Annotated in this window: 18 protein-coding genes; all 18 read left to right on the top strand. The window is 62.6% G+C overall.

Annotated features, from left to right (window positions below):
- Nucleotides 1-5: 5 nt before the first annotated feature.
- The 18 genes from rsmH to lpxC all read left to right on the top strand — a co-directional run bounded on the left by rsmH (nucleotide 6) and on the right by lpxC (nucleotide 20,384).
- Nucleotides 6-1,031 (top strand): 16S rRNA (cytosine(1402)-N(4))-methyltransferase RsmH, encoded by a 1,026-nt coding sequence (gene rsmH / locus OU993_RS27860; protein ID WP_268162394.1) that lies wholly within the window; start codon nucleotides 6-8, stop codon nucleotides 1,029-1,031.
- 2 nt (nucleotides 1,032-1,033) lie between these two features.
- Complete coding sequence (ftsL, locus tag OU993_RS27855) at nucleotides 1,034-1,504, top strand: cell division protein FtsL (RefSeq protein WP_268162392.1); 471 nt, start codon at nucleotides 1,034-1,036, stop codon at nucleotides 1,502-1,504.
- The gene (locus OU993_RS27850; RefSeq protein ID WP_268162390.1) at nucleotides 1,504-3,249 is read left to right on the top strand and encodes a peptidoglycan D,D-transpeptidase FtsI family protein; all 1,746 of its coding nucleotides are present in this window, start codon (nucleotides 1,504-1,506) and stop codon (nucleotides 3,247-3,249) included. The genes ftsL and OU993_RS27850 overlap by 1 nt, the downstream gene beginning before the upstream one ends.
- A gap of 65 nt (nucleotides 3,250-3,314) precedes the next feature.
- Nucleotides 3,315-4,775, top strand: coding sequence for a UDP-N-acetylmuramoyl-L-alanyl-D-glutamate--2,6-diaminopimelate ligase (locus OU993_RS27845; protein ID WP_268162388.1), 1,461 nt, complete (start codon nucleotides 3,315-3,317; stop codon nucleotides 4,773-4,775).
- Complete coding sequence (locus OU993_RS27840; protein WP_268162386.1) at nucleotides 4,772-6,205, top strand: UDP-N-acetylmuramoylalanyl-D-glutamyl-2,6-diaminopimelate--D-alanyl-D-alanine ligase; 1,434 nt, start codon at nucleotides 4,772-4,774, stop codon at nucleotides 6,203-6,205. Before OU993_RS27845 ends, OU993_RS27840 begins: the two co-directional genes overlap by 4 nt.
- A gap of 22 nt (nucleotides 6,206-6,227) precedes the next feature.
- Nucleotides 6,228-7,328, top strand: coding sequence for a phospho-N-acetylmuramoyl-pentapeptide-transferase (gene mraY / locus OU993_RS27835; protein WP_268162384.1), 1,101 nt, complete (start codon nucleotides 6,228-6,230; stop codon nucleotides 7,326-7,328).
- Between the two features lie 4 nt (nucleotides 7,329-7,332).
- The gene (gene murD, locus OU993_RS27830) at nucleotides 7,333-8,739 is read left to right on the top strand and encodes a UDP-N-acetylmuramoyl-L-alanine--D-glutamate ligase (protein ID WP_268162383.1); all 1,407 of its coding nucleotides are present in this window, start codon (nucleotides 7,333-7,335) and stop codon (nucleotides 8,737-8,739) included.
- Between the two features lie 2 nt (nucleotides 8,740-8,741).
- Nucleotides 8,742-9,896: a putative lipid II flippase FtsW gene (gene ftsW, locus OU993_RS27825; RefSeq protein WP_268162382.1), complete on the top strand. Its 1,155-nt coding sequence runs from the start codon at nucleotides 8,742-8,744 to the stop codon at nucleotides 9,894-9,896.
- Nucleotides 9,897-9,904: 8 nt separating this feature from the next.
- Complete coding sequence (gene murG, locus OU993_RS27820; RefSeq protein ID WP_268162380.1) at nucleotides 9,905-11,026, top strand: undecaprenyldiphospho-muramoylpentapeptide beta-N-acetylglucosaminyltransferase; 1,122 nt, start codon at nucleotides 9,905-9,907, stop codon at nucleotides 11,024-11,026.
- The gene (gene murC / locus OU993_RS27815) at nucleotides 11,023-12,438 is read left to right on the top strand and encodes a UDP-N-acetylmuramate--L-alanine ligase (protein ID WP_268162378.1); all 1,416 of its coding nucleotides are present in this window, start codon (nucleotides 11,023-11,025) and stop codon (nucleotides 12,436-12,438) included. The genes murG and murC overlap by 4 nt, the downstream gene beginning before the upstream one ends.
- Complete coding sequence (gene murB / locus OU993_RS27810) at nucleotides 12,435-13,409, top strand: UDP-N-acetylmuramate dehydrogenase (RefSeq protein WP_268162376.1); 975 nt, start codon at nucleotides 12,435-12,437, stop codon at nucleotides 13,407-13,409. The genes murC and murB overlap by 4 nt, the downstream gene beginning before the upstream one ends.
- A 46-nt stretch (nucleotides 13,410-13,455) precedes the next feature.
- Nucleotides 13,456-13,680 carry a hypothetical protein gene (locus OU993_RS27805; protein ID WP_268162374.1) on the top strand — a complete coding sequence of 75 codons (225 nt, stop codon included), beginning with the start codon at nucleotides 13,456-13,458 and terminating at the stop codon, nucleotides 13,678-13,680.
- A complete protein-coding gene (locus tag OU993_RS27800; RefSeq protein ID WP_268162372.1) occupies nucleotides 13,677-13,802 on the top strand; it encodes a hypothetical protein in 126 nt (41 codons plus the stop codon). Before OU993_RS27805 ends, OU993_RS27800 begins: the two co-directional genes overlap by 4 nt.
- A gap of 256 nt (nucleotides 13,803-14,058) precedes the next feature.
- Nucleotides 14,059-14,985 carry a D-alanine--D-alanine ligase gene (locus tag OU993_RS27795; RefSeq protein WP_268162370.1) on the top strand — a complete coding sequence of 309 codons (927 nt, stop codon included), beginning with the start codon at nucleotides 14,059-14,061 and terminating at the stop codon, nucleotides 14,983-14,985.
- Nucleotides 14,973-15,905: a cell division protein FtsQ/DivIB gene (locus OU993_RS27790; protein WP_442793051.1), complete on the top strand. Its 933-nt coding sequence runs from the start codon at nucleotides 14,973-14,975 to the stop codon at nucleotides 15,903-15,905. The genes OU993_RS27795 and OU993_RS27790 overlap by 13 nt, the downstream gene beginning before the upstream one ends.
- The gene (gene ftsA, locus OU993_RS27785) at nucleotides 15,902-17,233 is read left to right on the top strand and encodes a cell division protein FtsA (protein WP_268162368.1); all 1,332 of its coding nucleotides are present in this window, start codon (nucleotides 15,902-15,904) and stop codon (nucleotides 17,231-17,233) included. Before OU993_RS27790 ends, ftsA begins: the two co-directional genes overlap by 4 nt.
- 86 nt (nucleotides 17,234-17,319) lie before the next feature.
- A complete protein-coding gene (gene ftsZ / locus OU993_RS27780) occupies nucleotides 17,320-19,173 on the top strand; it encodes a cell division protein FtsZ (RefSeq protein ID WP_268162366.1) in 1,854 nt (617 codons plus the stop codon).
- Nucleotides 19,174-19,430: 257 nt separating this feature from the next.
- Nucleotides 19,431-20,384 carry a UDP-3-O-acyl-N-acetylglucosamine deacetylase gene (lpxC, locus tag OU993_RS27775; RefSeq protein WP_268162364.1) on the top strand — a complete coding sequence of 318 codons (954 nt, stop codon included), beginning with the start codon at nucleotides 19,431-19,433 and terminating at the stop codon, nucleotides 20,382-20,384.
- Nucleotides 20,385-20,435 lie beyond the last annotated feature (51 nt).

The raw sequence follows: 20,435 nt of genomic DNA, 5'->3' as shown, positions 1-20,435 counted from the left end.
CCGGAATGGCGGCGAATCTTGGCGACGGAGTTTCCGAGGCTGATGGCGGACCGGTCCGCCACATTCCGGTGATGCTGGAGGAGGTGCTGTCCGGCCTTTCTCCCGCGCCTGGCAAGGTGATCCTGGATGGTACCTTTGGCGCGGGTGGCTATACCCGCGCCATTCTTGTCCACGGTGCCAGCGTGATCGCGCTTGATCGCGATCCGAATGCGATTGCCGGCGGTCAGGCGCTTGTTGCAGAATCCGAGGGGCGCCTGACGCTCGTCCCGACACGTTTCTCCGCGCTTGCCGAGCATGCGCCGGCCGGTGGCCTGGATGGCATCGTGCTTGATATCGGCGTTTCCTCCATGCAGATCGACGAGGCCGAACGCGGCTTCTCCTTCCAGAAGAACGGGCCGCTGGACATGCGCATGTCGGCCTCCGGTGTGTCCGCCGCCGATGTCGTCAACCGCGCCAAGTCGGGAGATCTTGCCCGCATCTTCGGTTTTCTCGGTGAGGAAAAACAGGCGGGCCGTATTGCGCGCGCCATCGAGAAGCGCCGCGCGACGGAGCCGTTTTCCACCACGCGCGATCTCGCCAACCTCATCGAGAGCGTCAATCCGCGCAAGGCCAAGGACAAGATCCATCCGGCAACGCGCGTCTTCCAGGCGCTGCGCATCTTCGTCAACGACGAACTCGGCGAGCTGGCGCGTGCGCTGTTTGCCGCCGAGCGGGCGCTGAAACCCGGCGGGCGGCTGGTCATCGTCAGCTTCCATTCGCTGGAAGACCGCATTGTCAAACGTTACCTCGCCGATCGTTCCGGCAAGGCCTCCGGTTCGCGGCACCTGCCGATGGTGGAGGAAAAACCCGCCGTGTTCGAGCCGGTCGGCAAAGGCATGATGTCGGCGTCTAAGGAAGAGGCGGAGGTCAATCCGCGGGCGCGCTCCGCCAAGCTGCGGGCCGCCTTCCGCACCGCGGCCCCGGCCCGGCCGGCGGATTTTTCGATCTTCGACCTGCCTGAACTTGCCAGCCTCGACAAGTTGGGGGGCTGATCATGCTGAGAAGCTTCGACCTCGTCCTTATCGGCGTCATGACCGCAACGGCGGTGGTGACCTATACGATCAAACACAAGGCTGAACTCAAGCTCGAGGAGGTGCACCGCCTCGAGAGCGAGATCAGGCTCGAGCGGGATACCATCGATCTTCTGAAAGCGGACTGGGCGCTCCTGACGCAGCCGAACCGCCTGCATCGTCTGATCAACGTCTATCAGTCCGAACTCAACCTCGTTCCGACGGCGCCAACGCAGCTTGCGATGCCGAAGGAGCTCCCGATGCCGAAATCGCAGCTGCCGCAGCCGGAAACGACGATCGAGGAACTGATCGCCGGGGCGGACCCGGAAGTGCGCGCCGCCATCCGCGGTGTCGACAAGGTCAAGGCCACGAAGGCGGCCTCGACCGTCCCCGTTCCGCTGCCGCGCGGCGCCTCGGCAATCGATATCATTTCTACAGGATCGGTGGAGGACTAATGGCTTTCCTTTCCCGGGTCATGGTGCTGAAGAGCAGGGCGCATTTTTCCGCCGGTGCCAATGGTATGCGTGCCGGTTCGACCGGCGCGAAATTCGAAGGCTCGCGCAAGCGCAAGGCCACCCAGGCCCGCACGCGCATCGGCCTGATCATGGTCGCCTTCATTGCCTTTTATGGCGTGATCGGCGCGCGTCTCACCTATTACGGTCTTCGCGAACCGGAAACGACGTCGAGCATCATGCCCGCCGACCGGCTGATGGCTTCGCGTCCGGACATTCTCGACCGCAACGGCGAGGTGCTGGCGACCGACATCCGGACGGTCTCGCTGTTTGCCGAGCCGCACAAGATCGTCGATGCGGACGAGGTGATCGAGAAGCTGCGCACCGTTCTCCCGGATCTCGATAGCAAGCAGATCTATGGCAAGCTGCGGTCCAATTCGCGCTTCCAGTGGCTGCGGCGCCAGCTGACGCCGAAGCAGCAGAGCGAAATCCTGGCGCTTGGCATTCCGGGCATCGGTTTTCGTCCGGAAAAGCGGCGCTTTTATCCGGGCGGAGCAACGGCGGCCCATATCGTCGGTTACGTCAATATCGACAACCGTGGCGTGGCCGGCATGGAACGCTACATCGACACGCAGGGTCTTGCGGATCTCGCCGCCGTCGGCATGACGAGCAGCCAGCCGCTGGAGCCGGTCAAGCTGTCGATCGATGTGCGGGTGCAGGCGATCCTGCGCGACGTGCTGGTCTCTTCCATCACCAAGTTCAAGGCGAAGGGCGCCGGCGGCGTCGTGCTCGATGCCCATACCGGCGAAATCCTCGCCATGTCCTCGGTTCCGGATTTCGACCCGAACGATCCGGCGGCTGGCGGCGAGGAAGGCTGGCTGAACCGCATGTCGAACGGTACCTTCGAGATGGGCTCCACCTTCAAGTCGTTCACGCTCGCCATGGCGCTGGACAGCGGCAAGGTGAAGATGACCGACAGTTTCGACGCGCGCTACCCGCTGCGCATTGGCGGTTTCACGATCAAGGATTTCCACGGCAAGGGTCGTTTCCTGACCGTGCCGGAAGTCTTCCAGTATTCGTCCAACATCGGCACCGCCAAGATGGCCGATGTCGTCGGCATCGACGGGCACAAGGCCTTCCTGACCAAGCTCGGACTGCTGACCAAGATGCAGACGGAACTGCCGGAAGTGGCGATGCCGAGCCAGCCGCGCGAATGGAAAAAGATCAACTCGGTGACGATTTCCTTCGGTCACGGCGTTTCCACCACGCCGCTGCAGACGGCGGTTGCCGGGGCGGCTCTCGTTAACGGCGGCAAGCTTGTCGAACCGACCTTCCTGCCGCGCAGCGAAGTGCAGGCGGAAGCGGCGTCGACGCAGGTGATCAAATCGACCACCAGCGACAACATGCGCTGGCTGTTCGAGTGGAACGGCGTGAACGGCTCCGGCAAAAACGCGCTCGTTCCCGGCTTCGACGTGGGCGGCAAGACGGGGACGGCCGACAAGGTCATCAACGGCCGCTACAACCACGACCACAACTTCAACGCCTTCCTGGCGGCCTTCCCGATCTACCATCCGAAATATGTTGTGCTGACCTTTATCGACGATCCGCGCAGTGAAACGGACCGCGCAGTGCTCGCCGGAAACAGCGCGGCACCGATGGTAAAGGAAATCATTTCCCGTTCGGCGGCGATTCTCGGTGTAAAACCGCGTTTCGGCGAGAACGGCTCCGCCATGCTTGTGTCCTATTAGGACATAATGAATGGACCCGACGATTCGCGGCCCTAGATCAGGCCGCAACGCGAGAGAGGGTGCCTATGAATTTGAGAGAACTCTCCGGAGGGGACTTTCCGGAGATCGAAACCGTGCTTGCCGGACCTGCTGGCAGCCTGACCGTTACCGGGATTTCTGCCGACAGCCGGCAGATCACGCCGGGCATGTTGTTCGTTGCGATTTCCGGCACGAAGGGTGACGGCGCAAGTTATGCTGCCGATGCGATCGGTCGCGGCGCGGTCGCCGTCGTTGGCAGCCATGCGCTCGATGTCGCGGTTCCGGTGCTGAGCGTCGGCAATCCGCGCCGTTTCCTGGCGCTCGCCGCAAGTCGCTTTTATGGCGCCCAGCCGGCCACCATGGTGGCGGTGACAGGGACGGCCGGCAAAACATCGGTCGCCTCCTTCACCCGGCAGATCTGGGCGCAAGCCGGCCTTGCCGCCGCACAGATCGGCACCACCGGCGTGATTTCCCCCAGCCGCAACGAATACGGCTCGCTGACGACGCCCGATCCGGTGGCGCTGCACAGGCTTCTGTCGGAACTGGCGGCGGAGGGCGTGACGCATGCGGCGATGGAAGCCTCCAGCCACGGTCTCGACCAGAGCCGGCTCGACGGCGTGACGCTTGCTGCCGCGGCCTTCACAAATCTCGGCCGCGACCACATGGACTACCATCCGACGATGGACGACTACATGTCCGCCAAGATGCGGCTGTTCGGCACGCTGCTGCCCAAGGGGCGTCCGGCTGTGATTTTTGCCGACGATGCCTGGTCGGCGAAGGCGATCGAGGCAGCACGCGCCGCAGGCCACGACGTGCGCACCGTCGGTCGCGCCGGCAATTTCCTGTCGCTGAAGCGGGTCGAGCATTTCCGCCACAAGCAGATGATCGAGGTCCATCACGAGGGCCAGATCTTCGAGGTGGACATTCCGCTGGCCGGTGATTTCCAGGTGGCCAATGCGCTGGTTGCGGCCGGCCTTGCGATCTCGACAGGCGTTTCACCGAAGGTCGCGATGGCGGCGCTCGAAAAACTCATCGGCGCATCCGGTCGCCTGGAACTGGTCGGCCAGACCGGGCAGGGCGCGCTGGTTTATGTCGATTATGCCCACAAACCGGATGCGCTCGACAATGTGCTGACCTCGGTCAGGCCGTTTACCACCGGCCGCGTGATGGTGGTCTTCGGTTGCGGCGGCGATCGCGACAAGGGTAAACGCCCGATCATGGGCGAGGTGGCAACGCGGCTTGCGGATGTTGTCATCGTGACGGACGACAATCCGCGCTCGGAAGATCCGGCGACGATCCGCTCCGAAATCATGGCCGCGGCGCCCCATGCCCGCGAGATCGGCGACCGTGCGGAGGCCATCCGGTTCGCCGTCTCGCAACTGAGAGCCGGCGACACGCTGATCGTTGCCGGCAAGGGACATGAGGAAGGGCAGACGATCGGCACGACGGTGCTGCCGTTTTCCGATCATGCCGAGGTACGACGAGCATTGGAGGAGTGCAAAGCGTGAGCTGGTTATGGACGAGTGCGGACATGGTGACCGTCATGGGAGGGCGGCCGTTCGGCAACCTTCCCGAGGGCGTGACGGGTATTTCCATCGACAGCCGCTCCATCGGTTCGGGCGAGGCCTTCTTTGCGATCAAGGGCGACCGCACCGACGGGCATGATTTCGCGACCATGGCGGTGGCCAATGGCGCGGCATTGCTCGTGGTGGCCGAGGCGAAACTGCCGGCGATGGGCCGCGTCACGGTTCCGATGATCGTCGTCGAGGATGTGCTGGTGGCGCTGGGGCGGCTCGCCGTTGCCGCGCGCCAGCGCTCGCGCGCTCAGATCGTCGCTGTCACCGGCTCGGTCGGCAAGACGACCACCAAGGAGATGCTGCGCAACCTGCTTGCGCCCTCCGGCAAGGTGCATTGCGCGGTTGCCTCCTTCAACAATCACTGGGGTGTGCCGCTGACACTTGCCCGCATGCCGGCCGACACCCAGTTCGGCGTCTTCGAGATCGGCATGAACCATCCGGGCGAAATCCGCCCACTGGTCAAGATGGTGCGCCCGCATGTGGCCATCATCACCACGATCGCACCGGCGCATCTCGGCAATTTCAAGAACCTCGAAGAGATCGCTGCTGCCAAGGCGGAGATCTTCGAGGGTGTCGAGACGGGTGGCGCGGTCATCCTCAACCGTGACAACAAACAGTTTTCCTTCCTCGAAAACCGTGCCCAGGACGTGGGCATCCCGCACATCCTGACCTTTGGCCAGCACGCCAAGGCGGATTTCCGGCTGGCCGATTTCGAAGGGGGCGCCGATGGTTCCACCATCTGGGCGGTGGTGAACGGCGAGACGATGGAGGTGCATATCGGTGCACCCGGCCGCCACATCGCTGAAAACGCCATGGCGGCGCTCGGTGTCGTTGCGCTGTTCGGGGCCGATCTCGATGCGGCGAAACAGGCGCTGGCCGGCCTGCGGGCAGTCAAGGGACGCGGCGAACGCCACCGGCTGGGGATCGGCGAGGGACATCTGACCCTGATCGACGAGAGTTACAACGCCAATCCCGCCTCCATGCGCGCGGCGATCGCACTTTTGGCCGCAACCCCGCCGGAAGCCACGGGCCGTCGCATCGCGGTGCTCGGCGACATGCTGGAAATGGGTGCCTTTTCCGCCAAGGTGCATGAAGAACTGGCCGGGCCGCTGCTTGCCGCCGGGATCGAACATGTCTGGCTTGCCGGGGCCGAGATGGCGGCATTGCGCGATGCGCTTCCCGACAGTGTCTCCGTCGAATATCGCCCCACGACCGCCGAGCTCGTTGATCATGTCGTCAAGAACGTCAGGCCGGGTGATGTGCTGATGGTGAAATCCTCGCTCGGCATCGGCTTCGGCAAGATCGTCGCGGCCCTTATTGACAACTATCCGGCCTTGCCCGAGAGGGAGCGCCACCTTTGACCCGTCTGAAGAAAGACCAATCATGCTGATCTGGCTTGTCGAGCTGGCAAATAGCTTTCAGATTTTCAACCTGTTTCGCTACATCACCTTTCGGACGGGGGCTGCCCTCTTTACGTCTGCGCTGATCGTTTTCCTGTTCGGGCCGCGCATGATTGCCTCGCTGCGCATTCGCCAGGGCAAGGGCCAGCCGATTCGTGCAGACGGGCCGCAGACCCATTTCAAGAAGGCCGGCACGCCCACCATGGGCGGCCTGATGATCCTCACCGGCATTGTCGGCGGATCGCTGCTCTGGGCGGACCTGTCCAACGTCTACGTCGTGGCGACCCTGCTCGTGACGCTCGGGTTCGGCGCGATCGGCTTTTATGACGACTATCTCAAGGTGACGAAGCAGACGGAAAAGGGTTTTTCCGGCAAGGCGCGCCTGGCGATCGAATTCGTCATTGCCGGCATCGCAGTCTATTTCATGATGCGGGTGTCGATTGCCAATAGCCCGGTCGGTTCGACGCTCGGCACCTCGGTTGCCTTCCCGTTCTTCAAGGACCTGCTGCTCAATCTCGGCATTTTCTTCATCCTGTTCGGCGGTTTCGTCATCGTGGCGGCCGGCAATGCGGTCAATCTGACCGACGGTCTCGACGGGCTTGCCATCGTGCCGGTGATGATTGCTGCCGCATCCTTTGGCGTGATTGCCTATCTTGCCGGTAACGCGGTGTTTGCCGGTTACCTGCAGATCAATTTCGTGCCCGGAACGGGGGAACTCGCCGTCATTCTCGGTGCGGTCATAGGGGCGGGCCTCGGCTTTCTCTGGTTCAACGCGCCGCCGGCGGCGATCTTCATGGGCGATACCGGTTCTCTGGCGCTCGGTGGACTGATCGGTTCGGTTGCCGTTGCCACCAAACACGAGATCGTCATGGCGATCATCGGCGGTCTCTTCGTCATGGAAACGCTTTCGGTGATCATCCAGGTTGGTTTCTTCAAGATGACCGGCCGGCGCGTTTTCCTGATGGCGCCGATCCATCACCATTTCGAAAAGCTCGGCTGGACGGAAAGCCAGGTGGTCATCCGTTTCTGGATCATTGCCGTTGGCCTTGCCATGCTCGGCTTGTCGACCCTGAAACTTCGGTGAGACCATGATCCCGGTTTCGACGTTTGCGGGAAAGAAGGTGGCACTGTTCGGTCTCGGGGGCTCCGGCCTTGCGACCGCAAGCGCGCTGGTGGCCGGTGGTGCCGAGGTCATCGCCTGGGACGACAACCCGGACAGCGTGGCGAAGGCTGCGGCGGCCGGTATCGTCACGGCCGACCTGCACGGCATAGATTGGCCGGCCCAGGCCGCTTTCGTTCTGTCGCCGGGCGTGCCGCTCACGCATCCCAAACCGCACTGGACGGTGGATCTTGCTCGCGCGAGCGGCGTCGAGATCATCGGCGATGTCGAGCTTTTCGTGCGTGAGCGTCGTGCCCATGCCCCCGATTGCCCGTTCATCGCGATCACCGGCACCAATGGCAAATCCACCACGACGGCGCTGATTGCGCATATCCTGCGCTCCAGCGGTCGCGACACACAGCTCGGCGGCAATATCGGCACCGCCGTGTTGACGCTGGAGCCGCCGAAGCCGGGCCGCTTTTACGTCATCGAGTGCTCTTCCTACCAGATCGACCTCGCTCCGACGATCAATCCGACGGCTGGCATCCTGCTCAACCTGACGCCGGATCATCTCGACCGGCACGGCACCATGCAGCATTACGCCGACGTCAAGGAACGTCTGGTCGCCGGAAGCCAGGTGGCGATCATTGGCGTGGACGAAACCCATTCGACGCTGATTGCCGACCGAATCGAGCGTGCCGGTGTCGCGGTGAAGCGGATTTCGCGGCGCAACGTGCTGGCCGACGGGTTTTATGCCGAGGGGACCGGCATCGTGTTGGCCGAGACCGGCGCGGCACGTCAGGTCGCCGATCTGTCCGGCGTCGACACGCTGAAGGGCAGCCACAACGCGCAGAACGCGGCGGCGGCCATTGCAGCCTGCCTGTCGGTCGGCGTGTCGGAAGACGAGATCCGCAAGGGGCTCGCGAGTTTCCCCGGCCTGAAACACCGCATGCAGCCGGTCGGGCGCATCGGCGCTGTCGCCTTCATCAACGATTCCAAGGCGACCAATGCGGATGCGGCGGCGCCTGCGCTCTCCAGCTACGAACAGATCTTCTGGATTGCCGGCGGCCTGCCGAAGGCTGGCGGCATCACAAGCCTCGCGCCACTCTTCCCGCGTATTAGGAAAGCCTATCTGATCGGAGAAGCGGCGCCGGAATTTGCCGCGACGCTTGGCGAGGCCGTACCTTACGAGATTTCCGGCACGCTGGACAGGGCCGTCGCCCATGCGGCTGCCGATGCGCGTGCGGCAGGCGAGGCTGGGGTTGTCATGTTGTCGCCGGCCTGTGCCAGCTTCGACCAGTTCAGGAACTTCGAGGTCAGGGGCGATGCCTTCGTCTCGCTCGTTGCAGAACTCGAGGGCGTGACCATGCTCGTCGAGCCGGAAAAGGGGAAATGAACATGGTAAGCCGTGCGGATCGTGGAGCGCTTGCAGACTGGTTCTGGACGATCGATCGCTTTTTCCTTGCGACCTTCATCCTGCTGATGGGCCTCGGTTTCATGCTGTCGTTTGCGGCATCTCCGCCGGTTGCGGAACGTATTGGCCTGCCGAGTTTCTATTTCGTCGAAAAACACGCGATGTTCCTCCTGCCGTCGATTGCGGTGATGATCGGGCTGTCTTTCCTCAGCCCCCGGCAGGTCCGTCGGGCCGCCGTCATCATCCTGGTTGCCTCGATCCTGATGATGGTGCTGGCGCTGTTCTTCGGTGTCGAGATCAAGGGATCGCGCCGCTGGTTCAATATCGGCAGCTTTGGCCTGCAGCCGTCGGAATTCATGAAACCGGCCTTCGTCGTGGTCTGCGCCTGGCTGTTTGCCGAGCATGCCCGCCAGCCGGAAATCCCGGGCAATCTCTTTGCCATCATCCTGTTCGGCATTGTCGGTGCGCTTCTCGTCGCCCAGCCGGACCTTGGTCAGACGATCCTGACGAGTGCGGTCTGGGGCGCGATGTTCTTCATGGCCGGCATGCCCTGGCTGTGGATCATCCTGCTCGGCAGCCTTGGCGTCGGCGGGCTCGTGTCGGCCTATTATGTCTTTCCGCACGTGGCGGGCCGCATCGACCGCTTCATGACCGGTGAGGGTGACACGTTCCAGGTCGATACGGCGCGCGAGGCGATCATCCGTGGCGACTGGTTCGGCCAGGGCCCAGGCGAAGGGATCGTCAAGCGCATCCTGCCGGATAGCCATACCGACTTCATTTTCTCCGTGGCGGCCGAAGAGTTCGGCATCGTTTTCTGCATGGTGCTGGTGGCGATCTTCGCCTTCATCGTCATCCGTGGCCTCAGCCTCGCCTATCGTGAGCGCAACGACTTCAACCGCTTTGCGGTCGCCGGTCTCGTTCTGCAGATCGGCATCCAGTCGATGATCAATGTGGGCGTGAACCTGGAACTGATGCCCGCCAAGGGCATGACGCTGCCGCTGATCTCCTATGGCGGCTCCTCGATGATCGCCATCTGCATCACGGCGGGCTTCATCCTGGCGTTGACGCGTCACCGTCCGGAAAAGCGTGCGCAGGAGCGCAGCCTCTTCCGCATCGCCCATGGTATTCCCGCAGAATAGGTCACATCATGAACAAGGGCCTGATCATGCTTGCCGCCGGCGGGACCGGCGGCCATCTTTTTCCGGCGGAAGCGCTGGGGCACGAACTGACGAAGCGCGGTTTTACCGTGCATCTCGTGACCGACAAACGCGCCGAACGGTTTGCCGGGCACTTTCCGGCCGAGGAAATCCATGTGGTGCCGTCCGCCACCTTCGGATCGAAAAATCCGGTGGCGGTGGCACGCGCGCTCTGGACGCTCTGGACGGGGCTTCGCAGCGCGCGGCGGCTGATGAGCCGGCTGAAGCCGCAGGCGGTCGTCGGTTTCGGTGGGTATCCGACCGTGCCGCCACTGCTGGCGGCTACCGGCCTCGGCATTCCGAGCGTGATCCATGAGCAGAATGCGGTGATGGGGCGCGCCAACAAGGCGCTCGCCTCTCGCGTCCAGGCAATTGCCGGCGGTTTTCTGCCGGTCGCGGGCCCTTTCGCCGCAAAGATCGTCGAGACCGGCAATCCGGTGCGTCCGGCTGTGCTTGTTGCTGCGGAGACGCCTTATCCGGCCGCAGATGCCACCGGTGAACTGCGCCTTGTCGTGTTCGGCGGCAGCCAGGGCGCCCGCTTCTTTTCCGAGATGGTGCCGCAGGCGCTTGCGTTGCTGGATGAAGGCCTGCGCCAAAGGTTGGTCCTGACGCAACAGGCGCGGCCCGAGGACGAGCAGTCGTTGAAGGCGGATTATGCCCGGTTGGGCATCCGCGCGGATGTCGCGCCGTTCTTTTCCGACCTTCCGGCGCGCATGGCTGATGCGCACCTTGTTGTGTCCCGCTCCGGTGCATCGACCGTTCTGGAACTTGCGGTGATCGGCCGTCCGTCGCTCCTCGTTCCGCTGCCGCATGCTCTGGATGACGATCAGGGCCATAATGCACAGGTTCTCGTGTCCGCCGGTGCGGCGCTGATGCGGCGCCAGCCGACCATCACGCCTGTAAGCCTGGCCGAAGATCTGACCTCGCTTCTGAATGAACCGTCGCGGCTGCAGGACATGGCGAAGTCTGCGCGGGGACGTGCGCGAACCGATGCGACCGAGTTGCTCGGCAACCTGGTTGAGGCTATGGCAAGCGGCAAGACGATTGCAGACTATAAAGGAGTTGCACCATGAAAATGCCGAAGGCCATCGGCCTCGTCCATTTCATCGGGATCGGTGGTATCGGCATGAGCGGCATTGCCGAAGTGCTGCACAATCTCGGCCACCGGGTGCAGGGATCGGACCAGGCGGACGGCGCCAATGTGCAGCGCCTGCGCGACAAGGGCATTCCGGTCTTCGTCGGCCATCAGGCGGACAATCTTGGCGATGCCGAAGTGGTGGTCGTGTCGACCGCCATCAAGAAGAACAATCCGGAACTCATGGCGGCGCGCGAAAAATCGCTGCCGATCGTGCGCCGCGCCGAAATGCTCGCCGAACTGATGCGTTTCCGCAATGCGATCGCCATCGGCGGCACGCATGGCAAGACGACGACCACCTCGATGATCGCAACACTGTTGGAAGCCGGCGGGCTCGATCCGACCGTGATCAATGGCGGCATCATCAACGCCTACGGCACGAATGCGCGCATGGGCGAGGGCGAGTGGATGGTGGTGGAGGCCGACGAATCGGACGGCACCTTCCTGAAACTGCCCGCCGATGTCGCGGTCGTCACCAATATCGATCCGGAACATCTCGATCATTACGGCAATTTCGACGCGGTGCGGGCAGCCTTCCGCCAGTTCGTCGAAAACGTGCCTTTCTATGGCTTTGGAGTGCTCTGCATCGACCATCCGGAGGTCCAGTCGCTGGTCGGCAAGATCGAGGACCGCAAGATCGTCACCTATGGCGAAAACCCGCAGGCCGATGCGCGTTTTTCGAATGTGCGCATGGAAGGCACGCGGTCGATCTTCGACGTGGAAATCCGCCGCCGCCGCACGGGCCGCATTTTCACCTTTAAGGACCTGAGCCTGCCGATGCCCGGCCGCCATAACATCTCGAATGCGACGGCGGCGATTGCGGTCGCCAACCGGCTCGGCATTTCGGAGGACGGCATCCGTAAGGGGCTTGCCTCTTTCGGTGGTGTCAAACGTCGTTTCACGCTGACGGGCACCTGGAATGGCGTATCGGTGTTCGACGACTACGGCCATCATCCGGTGGAAATCCGGGCGGTGTTGAAGGCCGCGCGCGAAAGCTGCCAGGGACGCGTGATCGCTGTGCATCAGCCGCACCGATATTCGCGCCTGTCGAGCCTGTTTGAGGATTTCGTAACCTGCTTCAACGATGCCGACAGCATTATTCTAGCGCCGGTTTATGCTGCTGGCGAGGAGCCGATCGAGGGAGTGACGTCGGACGTGCTGGTGTCACGGATCAAGGCCGGCGGACATCGGGATGCCCGTTACATGGAAACGCCCGCGGAACTCGCCGGCATCATCGCCGGCATTGCAAAGCCGGGTGATTTCGTGGTTCTCCTAGGTGCTGGCAATATCACGCAATGGGCAGCGTCTTTGCCCAAGGATTTGGAAAGCGTATCGGGACGGAATTCATGAAGCAGGTGAATGGGGAAAAGCTGCTGGCCTCGCTTGGGCCGCAGGTCAGCGAATTGCGGGGCCGCTTGACGCCGGATGCCCCCATGGATCGAGTCACCTGGTTCCAGGCCGGTGGCCTTGCTGAACTGATGTTCCAGCCGCACGATATCGACGATCTGGTGACTTTCCTGAAAATTCTTCCGGAAGAAGTGCCGTTGACCGTCGTTGGCGTCGGCTCCAACCTTCTGGTGCGCGATGGCGGCATTCCGGGCGTCGTTTTGCGCCTGTCCGCCAAGGGATTCGGCCAGCTGGAACTGGCGGGTGAAAACCGCATCCTGGCCGGCGCAATCTGCCCGGACAAGTATATTGCCGCGATGGCCATGGACAATGGCATCGGCGGTTTCGCCTTCTATTACGGCATTCCCGGCTCGATCGGCGGTGCTTTGCGCATGAATGCCGGCGCCAATGGTGGGGAGACCTCGGCACGCGTCGTGGAAGTGCATGCGGTTGACCGCAAGGGGAACAAGCATGTGCTGACCAATGAGCAGATGGGCTACAGCTATCGCCATTCGCAGGCACCTGCGGGGCTCATCTTTACCCATGCGGTCTTCGAAGGTTATGCCGACGACCGCGCCAAGATCCGTACGGAGATGGACGCCGTGCGCCATCACCGCGAGACGGTTCAGCCGGTCAAGGAAAAGACCGGCGGCTCCACCTTCAAGAACCCGCCCGGCCATTCCGCCTGGGAACTGATCGATGAAGCAGGCTGCCGCGGCCTGATGAATGGTGGCGCGCAGATGTCGTCGCTGCATTGCAACTTCATGATCAATATCGGCCATGCCACCGGTTATGATCTTGAATATCTCGGCGAACTCGTTCGCCAGCGGGTATTCGAAACCTCCGGCATCAAGCTCGAATGGGAAATCAAGCGGCTTGGCATTTTCATGCCGGGTCGTGAGGTGCGGCCGTTCCAGGGGATAACGACGGAATAACGGGAAGGGCAGGCGATGGAGTGTCGGCTTGTTGGGATCACGATCCATGTCCTTGATCCACAATGAGCGGACGAAACTGCTGGCCAATGCGCTTGATCGTCTTTCGACGGCGAGCGTTGCGGCCGGTTTCATTGCCCCCGTGAGTTCCTTTGCAGGCAATTCTGCTTTTCAGATGTCGCTGGCGGCAATTCTCTCCACCGCCGCTTGGCTTGTCGGTGCGTTGATATTACATTTGGCTGCACGGCGAGCGCTCGGAGGGCTAATCGGATGAATTCTGCCGCCTTCTTTTTTCTCTATCTGCTTCCCTTCGTTTTGGCGGGGGCGGGATGGATTGCCGTCTTGCTGAATGAGCGGCACCAGCGCCACAAGTCGAACCTGCACCCCGGCGAGTGAGCTTTGCGCCGAATGCCGGATAAGCCCGCAGTCTCAAGGACTTGGCGGGCTTTTTTATTGCTCAGAATCCGATTCAGGGTCTTTGCGTGACGGTTGAGGCAATGCCGCCATCATCCTCCCCCTGCGCCATCTCTGGTGCCCCTGGTTAACGAAAGTAAACGATTCATTAACCATGTTCGGTTTCTAATGAACCTGCGCAAGAATCAGTTTCGCGCAAGCGCGGTTCCGTATCGCGCAGGTTTTCAAGGAGCGTTTGATGAGTGGCAAGCATGTGGCCGTTTTGATGGGTGGGATCTCGTCCGAGCGCCCCGTCAGCCTGTCTTCAGGCAATGCCTGCGCCGATGCCCTTGAAGCCGAAGGATTTCGTGTCACCCGTATCGATGTCGAACGCACCGTTGCGGCCGTTCTGGCGGAACTGCGCCCGGATGTGGCCTTTAATGCGCTGCATGGCCCGTACGGTGAAGATGGCGCCATCCAGGGCATTCTCGAATATCTGCAGATTCCCTATACGCATTCCGGCGTTCTTGCCTCGGCGCTTGCCATGGATAAAGGGCGTGCCAAGTCGGTTGCAGCCGCGGCCGGCATTCCGGTTGCGGACGGTATGGTGATGGATCGCCATGCGATCGGTACTCACCATCCGATGGACCCGCCTTATGTTGTGAAGCCGGTGAGCGAAGGTTCCTCCTTCGGTGTTGTGATCGTCCGCGAAGGGCAGTCGCATCCGCCGCAGGTGCTGGGGTCGTCGGACTGGCGGTATGGCGACCGGGTGATGGTCGAGCGTTACGTGGCCGGGCGTGAACTGACCTGCGGCGTGATGGATGGCGAGGCGCTCGGCGTGACCGAAATCGTGCCGCTGTCGGGCGCGTTTTACGACTACGATGCGAAGTATGCGGCCGGTGGCTCGAAGCATGTCATCCCGGCAGAAATTTCACCAAATATTTACCAAAAGATTCAAAGACTGGCGGTTAAGGCGCACCAGGCGATGGGGTGTCGTGGTGTGAGTCGCTCTGATTTCCGCTTCGATGACACCGCATCGGGCGAGGGCGAGCTTGTCTGGCTGGAAATCAACACGCAGCCCGGCATGACCCCGACCTCCCTGGTGCCTGAAATGGCCGCATATGCCGGTCGTTCCTTTGGTGAACTCGTCCGCTGGATGGTGGAGGATGCCTCGTGTTCTCGCTGATTGGTAAAAGAGGCGGTCCGCATCGCGGACAGGGCGCCGTGTCCTCCGCGATGACGGAAGACCGTGTCGTGCTGCCGCGGCCGATGCGGCGTGTCGTCCGTTTCTGCGTGAGCCTTGCCACGGGGCGCATCCATGTGCCTGCCCACACGGGCACGGCGTCCGTCTTTGCGCTGTTTGGTATCGTCGGGCTTTACGGCATGTCACTTGGCGGTCATTCGCAGGTGGTGGCGCAGGCGACGACCTCGGCGGCTGGTTTTGCCATCGAGAAGGTTCAGGTCTCGGGTAATGCCCAGACGTCCGAAATCGAGATCCTGCAATTGTTGGGTCTGGATGGCACGACGTCGCTGGTCTCCCTCGACGTCGATGCTGCGCGCCGCAAGCTGATCGAACTGCCCTGGGTCGAGAGCGCCGAAGTGCGCAAGATCTATCCCGAGACGATCGAAGTGACGCTCCAGGAGCGCAAGGCATTCGCCATCTGGCAGCACGGTTCTGAACTGTCGCTGATCGAGCGGAACGGCAGCGTCATTGCGCCGTTGCGCGACAACAAATTTGCCTCGCTGCCGCTGTTTGTCGGTCGCGACGCGGAGAAAGCTGCTGCGGAGTTCTTGCAGGAAATGGCCAAATGGCCGGATATTGAAGGCCGGGTGCAGGCCTATGTGCGGGTGGCAAGCCGCCGTTGGGATCTGCATCTCGGTAATGGTGTCGTGGTTTCCCTGCCGGAAGACAATGTTGAGCAGGCGCTGAAGACACTGTCTGCTTACGAAGCGAAGGAAGGTGTGCTGGAGCGCGACATCGCGTCCGTCGATCTGCGCCTTCCCGACCGCACGACGATCCGGCTCACCGAAGGGGCGGCCGAGCGGCGTGCGCAGGCCCTGGCGGCGCGTGAAAAGGCCCTCAAGAAGCAGGGAGGTCAGACGTGAGCCTCTTTGGTTCTTCCCATTTCGGATTGCCGCGCCTGAAGCCTTTGTCATCGAAGCGGGCGCATGTCGTTTCGGTGCTGGATATCGGATCGAGCAAGATCGTCTGCATGATCGGCCGGCTGACGCCGCGCAAGGAAAGCCAGATCCTGCCAAACCGCACCCATAATGTCGAAGTCATCGGCATCGGGCACCAGCGTTCGCGCGGCGTGAAGTCCGGCGTGATCGCCGATCTGGATGCCGTCGAAAGTGTGGTGCGTCTGGCTGTCGATGCAGCCGAACGCATGGCCGGTCTGACCGTCGACAGCCTGATCGTCAACGTCTCTGCCGGACGTCTCACCAGCGACGTCTATACGGCGAGCATCGATCTTGGCGGCCAGGAGGTCGTGGCGTCCGATCTGCGCAAAGTGCTGATGGCGGCAAGCCACCAGTCGTTGCGCCAGGACCGCGCCGTGCTGCATTCGCTGCCGACGGGTTTTTCGCTTGATGGCGAACGGGGCATTCGTGATCCGCTTGCGATGTACGGTGATCTGTTGGGCGTCGACATGCATGTGGTCACAGCCGAGCGCGCGTCGCTGAAGAACATCGAGCTTTGCGTCAACCGGGCGCATCTCTCCGTCGAAGGCATGGTGGCAACGCCTTATGCCAGCGGGCTTGCAGCCCTCGTCGATGATGAGGTCGAGCTTGGCTGTGCTGCAATCGACATGGGTGGCGGCACGACCACGATCTCGGTTTTTGCCGAAGGCAAGCTCGTCCATACCGATGCGATCGGCATTGGCGGTCATCACGTGACGACCGATCTGGCACGTGGGCTGTCGACCCGCATCGAGGATGCCGAGCGCATGAAGGTGGTGCATGGCTCAGCCATTGCGACCGCCGCCGACGAGCGCGACCTGATTTCCGTGCCGCCGATCGGCGAGGATGACCGGGATCTTCCGACGCAGGTGCCGCGCGCTCTCGTGACCCGCATCGTCAGGGCCCGGTTGGAAGAGACGCTGGAACTGATCCGCGACCGGATCCAGAAATCCGGGTTCAGCCCGATCGTTGGCAAGCGCGTCGTCCTCACCGGCGGTGCCAGCCAGCTGACGGGCCTGCCGGAAACGGCGCGCCGCATTCTTGCCCGCAACGTGCGCATCGGACGGCCCATGGGCGTTTCCGGTCTGCCGACCGCGGCGAAGGGACCTGCATTTTCCACGGCGGTTGGTCTGATGATCTATCCGCAGGTGGCCGAGATGGAAACGCATGCCGGGCAGGGGGGGCTTCTGGCCGGGCTCGGTGGCGGAAATAGCCGGATTGCCCGGGTTGGGCAGTGGCTGAAGGAGAGTTTCTGACGCTCTAGTTTCGGGCAAGGGTGTCAGCTTAGGTTTGAGAATTGGCTCGCTTGGCGAGGCGGCCAGGAAAAGAAGGAACGGTAACCATGACCATCAATCTGCGAAAGCCGGACATTACCGAGCTGAAGCCTCGGATCACCGTCTTCGGCGTGGGCGGCGGCGGCGGCAATGCCGTCAACAACATGATCACCGCCGGCCTCGAAGGCGTCGATTTCGTCGTCGCCAATACCGATGCCCAGGCGCTCACGATGTCGAAGGCCGAACGGATCATCCAGATGGGTGTTCAGGTCACCGAAGGTCTCGGCGCCGGTTCGCAGCCGGAAGTCGGTCGCGCGGCTGCCGAAGAATGCCTCGATGAGATCATGGACCACCTGTCCAGCACGCATATGTGCTTCGTCACCGCCGGCATGGGCGGCGGCACGGGCACGGGTGCGGCACCGGTTGTCGCCCAGGCCGCCCGCAGCAAGGGCATCCTGACCGTCGGCGTCGTCACCAAGCCGTTCCACTTCGAAGGCGGTCGCCGCATGCGGCTTGCCGAACAGGGCATCCAGGAACTGCAGAAGACGGTCGACACGCTGATCGTCATCCCGAACCAGAACCTGTTCCGTATCGCCAACGACAAGACGACCTTCGCCGACGCCTTCGCAATGGCCGACCAGGTTCTCTATTCCGGCGTCGCCTGCATCACCGACCTGATGGTGAAGGAAGGTCTCATCAACCTCGACTTCGCCGACGTGCGCTCGGTCATGCGTGAAATGGGCCGCGCCATGATGGGAACCGGGGAAGCCTCGGGCCAGGGCCGTGCGATGCAGGCCGCGGAAGCGGCGATCGCCAACCCGCTGCTCGACGAAACCTCGATGAAGGGCGCGCAGGGCCTGTTGATCTCCATCACCGGCGGTCGCGACCTGACGCTGTTCGAAGTCGACGAAGCGGCAACCCGCATCCGCGAGGAAGTCGATCCGGACGCCAACATCATTCTGGGCGCCACCTTCGACGAAGCGCTGGAAGGCGTCATCCGTGTTTCGGTCGTTGCCACCGGCATCGACCGCGCCATGGCGGAAAACGACCTGCGCGCCGCGGAAATGCGGGCCGCGCAGAAGCCGATTATCCGTCCCTCGGCGGCCGTTGCCTCGGCACCGGCCGCAGCTCAGCCTGCCATGACGCAGGCGCCCCGCACGGCACCGGTTGATCCGATTGCCGAAACCATCCGTCAGGCGGAAGCCGCGATGGAACGTGAACTGTCGATCCCAGCACCGCAGGCTGCCGCTCCGGTCATCCAGCCGGCTGTTGCCCAGCCGGTTCCGGCACCGCAGCCGATGATGGCCCGTCCGGCGGCCCCGGCGGAAGAGGAGTTCCGTCCGCAGAGCCGTCTCTTCCAGGCGACAACGCCTGCTCCGGTCGAGCCGGTCATCACGCGTGCGCCGATCGCTCCGGTCGCAGCGCCTGCACCGGCACCGTCGATGGCACCGTCGGCTCCGAGCTTCATGACGCAGGCGCCGCAGCCCGTCGCTGCCGCAGCCCCGCAGCCGGCACCGCGCGTCGCGCCCGCTCCGATCGAGCCGTCCGCTCCCGTGATCCGTCACCAGGCGGAGCAGGTTCGCATGCCGCGTGTGGAAGATTTCCCGCCGGTGGTGAAGGCCGAGATGGAAAGCCGCACCCAGCCGGCACAGGCTGCCGCCGAGGAGCGTGGGCCGATGGGTCTCCTGAAGCGAATCACCAATTCGCTCGGACGCCGTGATGAAGAAGAGAATGTCGCATCCGACATGACGGCGGCTCCTGCGGCTGCCTCGCAGCAGCGTCGGGCCCTGTCGCCGGAGGCAAGCCTCTATGCTCCGCGTCGCGGAAACCTGGACGATCATGGTCGTTCCGTTCCGCAGGCCTCGCATCACGACGATGATCAATTGGAAATTCCGGCCTTCCTGCGCCGGCAGTCCACGTGATCGTTACACAAAAAGTAACTGTGAAAGCCCGGGTTCAGCGCCCGGGCTTTTGATTTTTATCAACCTGTTATCGCAAAGTGTTGGAGTAGGTTAAATCGTCACATTCGTAACAATCCGAAAGAAACAGTGATTTGGATTGGAACGGGCCTCGCCGTATGTACGAACTAGGAAAGCGGCTGGAATCGACATCAGGTTCGCCGCCACAAGAATACCGGATCGGTCGAAGGCGGCCGGCCGGCAAGACAAAGGCAAAAAGAATGACGATCGGACTTCTGGGCTTTCAAACGACCATCGCTGCACCGGTGACCCTTTCCGGCATCGGCGTTCATTCCGGCAGCCCGGTTTCGATCACCTTCCAGCCGGCCGAAGCCGGCACCGGCATCATCTTCAGCCGTTCTTTCGCCGATGGTTCGGTCGCCGAATATCGTGCCGTTTCCTCCAATGTCGGCAACACTGATCTTTGCACCGTTCTCGGCACCTCGCTTGCTCGCTCTGTCGCCACCATCGAACACGTCATGGCAGCGCTTTATGCCCTCGGCATCGACAACCTGATGGTCGAGGTCGACGGTGCCGAAATGCCGATCATGGACGGTTCGTCCTTCCCCTTCATCGAGGCGATCGAGCAGGTGGGTGTGGTGAACCTTGGTGCGAAGCGCCGTTACATCCGTGTGGTCAAGCCGGTCCGGATTGATTCGGGATCGTCCTGGGCGGAGTTCCGTCCCTATGACGGCACACGGTTCGAAGTGGAGATCGATTTCGAATCGCCGCTCATCGGCCGCCAGTCGTGGAAGGGTGACCTGACCGCACAGGTGTTCCGTGACGAGCTGTCGCGCGCCCGCACCTTCGGTTTCATGCGTGATGTCGAGCGCCTGTGGGCGGCCGGTTTCGCGCTTGGCTCGTCGCTCGAAAACTCCGTCGTGATTTCCGATGACGATACCGTCGTCAACGTGGAAGGCCTGCGTTACGCCGACGAGTTCGTGCGCCACAAGACGCTGGATGCCGTGGGCGATCTGGCGATTGCCGGCGCCCAGTTCATCGGCTGCTATCGCTCCTATCGCGGTGGCCATAAGCTGAATGCCAATGCGCTGAAGGCGCTTCTTTCGGATCGCACCGCTTATGAGGTTGTCGAGGCCCCGGTGCGCAGCCAGCGGGTTCGTGCGCGTGAGTTCGTGGCGGTGAATGCGCCGGAATTCGCAACCTGGGTTGGTTGAGGTTTTTACAGTCCAGTCCAACTTGGCCGTCTCATTGAGGCGGCCTTTTCT

The sequence above is a fragment of the Rhizobium sp. SL86 genome (genome assembly GCF_026672545.1).
In the GTDB taxonomy this organism is placed as follows: domain Bacteria; phylum Pseudomonadota; class Alphaproteobacteria; order Rhizobiales; family Rhizobiaceae; genus Neorhizobium.
Note: the sequence above shows the minus strand (reverse complement) of the source record. Positions and strands in the feature narration are given on the sequence as shown.

Coding starts and splice junctions, on each gene's coding strand:
- ftsZ (WP_268162366.1), top strand. CDS start 17,320: ATGACCATCAATCTGCGAAAGCCGGACATTACCGAGCTGAAGCCTCGG.
- OU993_RS27845 (WP_268162388.1), top strand. CDS start 3,315: ATGAATTTGAGAGAACTCTCCGGAGGGGACTTTCCGGAGATCGAAACC.
- rsmH (WP_268162394.1), top strand. CDS start 6: ATGGCGGCGAATCTTGGCGACGGAGTTTCCGAGGCTGATGGCGGACCG.
- OU993_RS27795 (WP_268162370.1), top strand. CDS start 14,059: ATGAGTGGCAAGCATGTGGCCGTTTTGATGGGTGGGATCTCGTCCGAG.
- murD (WP_268162383.1), top strand. CDS start 7,333: ATGATCCCGGTTTCGACGTTTGCGGGAAAGAAGGTGGCACTGTTCGGT.
- murG (WP_268162380.1), top strand. CDS start 9,905: ATGAACAAGGGCCTGATCATGCTTGCCGCCGGCGGGACCGGCGGCCAT.
- murC (WP_268162378.1), top strand. CDS start 11,023: ATGAAAATGCCGAAGGCCATCGGCCTCGTCCATTTCATCGGGATCGGT.
- OU993_RS27800 (WP_268162372.1), top strand. CDS start 13,677: ATGAATTCTGCCGCCTTCTTTTTTCTCTATCTGCTTCCCTTCGTTTTG.
- OU993_RS27850 (WP_268162390.1), top strand. CDS start 1,504: ATGGCTTTCCTTTCCCGGGTCATGGTGCTGAAGAGCAGGGCGCATTTT.
- ftsW (WP_268162382.1), top strand. CDS start 8,742: ATGGTAAGCCGTGCGGATCGTGGAGCGCTTGCAGACTGGTTCTGGACG.
- murB (WP_268162376.1), top strand. CDS start 12,435: ATGAAGCAGGTGAATGGGGAAAAGCTGCTGGCCTCGCTTGGGCCGCAG.
- ftsL (WP_268162392.1), top strand. CDS start 1,034: ATGCTGAGAAGCTTCGACCTCGTCCTTATCGGCGTCATGACCGCAACG.
- OU993_RS27805 (WP_268162374.1), top strand. CDS start 13,456: ATGTCCTTGATCCACAATGAGCGGACGAAACTGCTGGCCAATGCGCTT.
- lpxC (WP_268162364.1), top strand. CDS start 19,431: ATGACGATCGGACTTCTGGGCTTTCAAACGACCATCGCTGCACCGGTG.
- mraY (WP_268162384.1), top strand. CDS start 6,228: ATGCTGATCTGGCTTGTCGAGCTGGCAAATAGCTTTCAGATTTTCAAC.